Here is a 5,200-nt window from a genome sequence, read left to right on the forward strand (position 1 = left end):
TTTATGATGAGCTTTTGCTATGCTTTGCAGAGTCTCATTTGTAAAAATGCCATTTCTCCCACAAGCCTCACATACAAGAGATGGGACACTACGCTTGCGGATATTGTTAGATGTTAAAGCTTTTGCGGAAAGTTGTTGTTGAAGGGGCAAGACCAGAATGCTATGGTCTTGCGTTGATTTTAGTGTAGTTGTAGGGAGAGAGATTTTCATCAAGCTCGAGCAGGCGTTTGCTTGGTGCTCGATTGACATCTTTTTCCTCTGGCTCATTGTAGTAGAGATCGCCTTTTTTGTGTCCTTCCATATCTGCTGGATAGCGGAGCTCACCGGGCGCATATTTTTGCATATCTTTAAAGCCTAGGTTTGATGGTGTGATATGGATATTGTCTTTTGCTGCAAGTGCGACAAGTAGGGCTTGAGCTTCTTTCGCCATGGCGATTGACTGCCCCATGATTCTAGCGGCTTCAGTAGGATTGTGGAATCCCGTAGAATTCTCCGCATTCACAAAATCCGCACGCATTTGGGATTTTCTATGAAGATCAAGCACGGCTTCAAGCGTTTTGGAGATCTTTTTCTCATCAGCTGCGCCGTCGCTTTGGTATTTAGGCAGAGCTCCCATTTTCTCGCGCACTTTTGTAATGTCTTCAATTAGGCTTACGATTGCATATTCCGCGCTTCGTTGCATAGAGGCGATAGAGGTTTGGATATTGAAAACTTGCTGTTTGAGATAGTCTTCTGACTGCCTATGGCATGTTTTACAAGAGGCATTGATATCATTAAGTGGCGAGACAAATTTATGGCTGGTAACCTTTTTGGCGCCATTGCGTGTGTATGGCATGTGGCAGTCTGCACAGGAGACACCATTTTGCGCATGGATTCCACCGCTTGCTAGCTCTGTCTCTGGGTGCTGGATTTTGATCATCGGGGCTTTGGTATCTTTATGCACCCAGTCTTGCGGGAATTTGTCTTTGACTTTTTCGTAGTAGTCATCAAACATCTCGATTCTAAAGGCTTCTCCCTTCTTCCATTCGCTCCATGGGAATACTAGTGTCGTGCCATCTACGCTTACTTGTGTGGGCTTGTTGCCATCGCGCCAGTAGTCGATTTGGTCGTAAGTTTTCTGTGTGCCATCAAGCCATTTTGCATTTGGATTGCCTGCGATACTCTCGCCCATGGTGGTAACTTTGCCTGCAGGAGAGAAATAGTATTCCACATGGCATTGTGAGCATACGAGTGTGCGCATTTCTTGGCGACTAGCTTTTATGCCTTGATTCTCATCTTTCTCATAACCACGAGAGACAAGCGCATTTACAAGTGCTGGGCGCGTGATGCGCAGGCTCATGTCCTTGGGTGAGTGGCAGTCTGCACAAGTAAGCCCCATTCTCGTGCCACCATGTAGCCCTAGGTGTGCTTCACTATCTGGTGCTTCATTGTCAAATGTAGGGATATTTTTGATCATCGTCCAATATTTGGCACTATTAAACGCCACGAAATCACCTTTGGCTACATTTTCTAGTAGCCATGGAGTCCAGCCACTATGGCAGTTCATACATGCCGTAGGTTGCCCGCCAAAAGCCTTAAGCCCAGAGGCATTGAGAAAATCTTTATTGTTGCGCGCAGTTTTCATTTGATCGGCTTGGATATAGAAGTGGTGGCGCTCTTCATTGAAGTCTTTTGAGAATGGATACCCTGCCCACATTTTCACAAGCTGTGGAAAGCGATCGAGTTTGTTGTATGAAAGATTCCCGCCAAAGTCGGTAGAAGCTGGTGTAGCATTTGCACCGCTTAGATACATATTCAAATAGTCTGGGAATTTCGCCCCCCAGGTATTAAGTCTTGGGTCGTTATCGCTTAGTCCAGCCGAAGCACTTGTATCAATTGCGCTTTGCTCACCCTTTTTCTTTCCAATGTCTGCCGTGATGTATGCGACAAGCATGCCCACTAGCACTGCTATTATAAGCACAATCCACATTGACTTCCTACTCATTTGCTCTCCTTTTTGTGGTATGGATTAAAAATCCCGTAAATGCCCAACGCTGTGATGACACGATAGGCAATCAAGACTATTGTCAATCTTTGACTCTACTTGTTTGTGCGCCCCTGCAAAATCTGTGCTGTATGTGGGGTCGATTGGGTTGTGCGCGTAGTCCCCATGGCAGCGTATGCAGTTTTCTTTTACCCATGCTTTTGTGTCGGCATTAGCGGTGAAATTTGCCGGCAAATTCTTATCAAATGTAAAATGATAGGCATGATTTAGACCCGTGTAGGCTTTGGAAAGCCATTTGCGAGTAAAGGAATGTGGTAAATGGCAGTCGATGCACTCGATGCTTTGGTGGGAGCTTTTAGTGTAGTCGTGATAGACTTCATTCATTACATGGCAGTTATTGCACGCAGCAGAGTCGTTGGAGAGATAGCTTAGTGCGTTTGCGTTATAGAGACTATATACTCCATTGCCGACAATAAATCCCAGCACACAGAGCAAAGCCACCACGAAGACTCTCTTGCTCATCAACTCTCCTTAAAAAATTTAAAGGAAAACTCATACACTGCTGCCAATAACCAGCGGGGGTTATTCTATATATTTTCTAATAAAATTTCTCTTAAATCCACTCGCTCTTCCACATTGCTTATGCGCACGAGATTTGCCTACATTCCAAGCATGGTGCTGGCGAAGTCGTTGGGGATTTGGAGCATGTCTAGCGCACCAGCAATCTGTCCTCTGTGGTGAGCAGTGTGCGTAAGCAGAGCTAAGATTAGCTGGAATCTAGGCTTAGTAAAGGATAGATTCTCCCCAAGTGAGAGTGTCTCAAGTTTGCTAAAATTATCCATACGATCGATACTTTCAATTATCGCCGCATTCACTCGCTCATGCAGCGCATAAAGCGCTCCTAAATCCTGCGTAACAGAATCTAGCAGTGTGAAATCTGGCTGTAGTTGGGAGAGAATGGATTCTAGCCCACTGGGTGTTTTGTCTGCAAGCTTTGCAAGCTGTCCTAAAAACAGCCCGATACTCCCGCAAAGTGCATGCGTATCCGTGCCGATGATACTGCTGTAAAACAGCCCGCAGTCTTTGTAGAGTAGCTCTCTTTTGTCATCTTTTTCTAGCGCAAAAAACACATCAAACATTGTTTATTGCTAAGCGCATTGTAGTGAGCATTTGTCGTATTGCAGGATATTTTTTCATCTGTTTGCAAAGCCCGATTTACTTGCAGCTCATGCGACTTCTGCGAAAATATCTCTAGAATCCATATAGCAGGATTTAAAAACTATCTAAATTCTAGCTCGATTTTGCCCTTAGGACTACCTAGCACAATGCACTCTAGTCCCATACCTTCACTGAAATGCTCGCGAAGTGGCTGCATATCTTGGGGGATTTTGCTGATATGCGGTAAGCCATCGCAACGATAGGAGTTAAAATACATCTCATCAATATGCGCATCAATCTGCACCATACCGCTTAACTCGTGCTTGTTAATAAGAAACTCATTAATCGCTAGAATGCTATGCAGTGGCGTGGTAGAATCTTTGCTTTCAAACACAAGGGCTTGTAAGACAAGATGAGATTCTAAAGCGTAGCTGCCATTTTGCAAATGCGGGATAAATGCTTGTAATTGATCTGGCATAAAAGCGGTTAAAAAGCCTAGCCGCCCTGTGTTTATCCCCATACAAGGTAGATTGTAAAAAAAAGCCCGTCTTAGCATTGAAATCAGCGTCCCATCGCCCCCAAGGCTAATAAAGCCATCGCATTGCGAAGCAATTTTGGCAAAGTCTAATCCCAAAAGCTCTATCATTCCCCCACTTATGCTTTCAAGCATTACTTCAATGCCTGAATCTTCAAGCATTTCACGCGTTTGTAAAAATACGCCTTTAAGCTCGGGGCTACTTGGTCTTAGCACGATACCAACTTTGCGTATGGGCTTGTTTGTATTCATTCTATCGCTCATTTTTATCATTCTTAATCAAGCTATTTTCAAGGCAAATCGCCCATAACAAGCTGTGATTTATGGATATAACCTATCTTTGCTTCCGTGATTGTTTGTGTATTTGGCGAAAGGCTTGGTGGGAAGTAAAGCACCTTTATCCATTCTCGCCCCATAACTTCTTTATAACCACTAAATTCAGGCCTTTCAAAGCCAAGCTGCCTTTGCCATTCACTCACGCCTTTAATTTCCCATAGCGACATATTGAGATTAAGCAATAAAATTGCATCACTTTTAGCAGTAGGGATTTGCTCTAGAATCTTACCATTTGGCTTTTCACGCAGATTCACATATCTATCTGTGCTGTTTAGTTTAAGCCTATATACATTCAATTCACTCTCTATGTTTTCATAGTCTTTTCTAGTATTTGGGTTATCTTGCAGCTTTTTTTCCACTTTGATATTTGTGATAGTTACATATTTCCCAGCCGCACACGCTGAAAAAACCCAAGGCATAATACCTGCAATCTCTACTTCCACTTCATAGCCTACACTCCCGCCAAGCCCATCTTTATACCACTTTGGCAAAAGCTGGGCAAGCTTGTCATAATATTTGCGCCCATCTAAAACAATATGCCCATCATTGATAAACTCTAGCCTAGAATCTTGCGTCTTAAAAGTGCTAAAATATGCAGGATAATCACACGCGCCCACTTCATTAGGCGGCAAAGAAAAGTCAGCATTAAAAGTAAGTATGCCTTTTGCCTTTACAGGCTTTTTAAAGATAAACTCACACTCGCCACCACCTGCATCACCATAGGCACAATTTCTTATCTCTTGCCCTTCTTCGTCTATTTTTGTGGCAAATGCGGCATTATGCTTAAAAAAGAGAAAAGATTCATAAGCCTTTGTGGTAAAAATCTGCTTAGAATCATTAAACCAGAATACTAACTCATTATACAAGTAATATTCAGGCTTAATCTCCTCAATGTCATTACCTAAAGGAATGCCGTATTCTGCAAACAAATCCCCAAATTCTTTAGCAAGAAATGGGGAAAGTTTAGAGAAATAAACACTCGCAAACTCCCTATTACTCCCGCCAATGCCAAATCTAGCAAGTGTTTGATATTCATTAAAGTTTAAATCCCTTTGCTTAGATATAGATTTTAGTTGCGTGAGATAGGCTTTTAGCTCTGTAAAATCCCCTTGCTTTATGCGATTTACATCAAGCTCCTTTGCAAATAAAAACGCACTTAACAAACATAGAAAAACTAGAATCTTTTG

General features: G+C 42.9%; 5 protein-coding genes. All 5 read right to left on the reverse strand.

Annotated features, from left to right (window positions below; translation table 11 throughout):
• Positions 1-160: 160 nt before the first annotated feature.
• Positions 161-1,984 (reverse strand): ammonia-forming cytochrome c nitrite reductase subunit c552, encoded by a 1,824-nt coding sequence (locus Q0171_RS01960; RefSeq protein WP_299326110.1) that lies wholly within the window; start codon positions 1,982-1,984, stop codon positions 161-163.
• A 24-nt stretch (positions 1,985-2,008) separates the two neighbouring features.
• The gene (gene nrfH, locus Q0171_RS01965) at positions 2,009-2,506 is read right to left on the reverse strand and encodes a cytochrome c nitrite reductase small subunit (protein WP_299326111.1); all 498 of its coding nucleotides are present in this window, start codon (positions 2,504-2,506) and stop codon (positions 2,009-2,011) included.
• 137 nt (positions 2,507-2,643) lie between these two features.
• Positions 2,644-3,123: a DinB family protein gene (locus Q0171_RS01970; RefSeq protein ID WP_299326112.1), complete on the reverse strand. Its 480-nt coding sequence runs from the start codon at positions 3,121-3,123 to the stop codon at positions 2,644-2,646.
• A 140-nt stretch (positions 3,124-3,263) separates the two neighbouring features.
• Positions 3,264-3,941 (reverse strand): NAD(+)/NADH kinase, encoded by a 678-nt coding sequence (locus Q0171_RS01975; RefSeq protein WP_299326113.1) that lies wholly within the window; start codon positions 3,939-3,941, stop codon positions 3,264-3,266.
• A gap of 26 nt (positions 3,942-3,967) precedes the next feature.
• Positions 3,968-5,200 (reverse strand): hypothetical protein (locus Q0171_RS01980; RefSeq protein ID WP_299326115.1); only part of this gene is annotated, 1,233 nt, incomplete at its 5' end.

It is taken from the genome of uncultured Helicobacter sp. (genome assembly GCF_937906905.1).
Classification (GTDB): Bacteria; Campylobacterota; Campylobacteria; order Campylobacterales; family Helicobacteraceae; genus Helicobacter_B.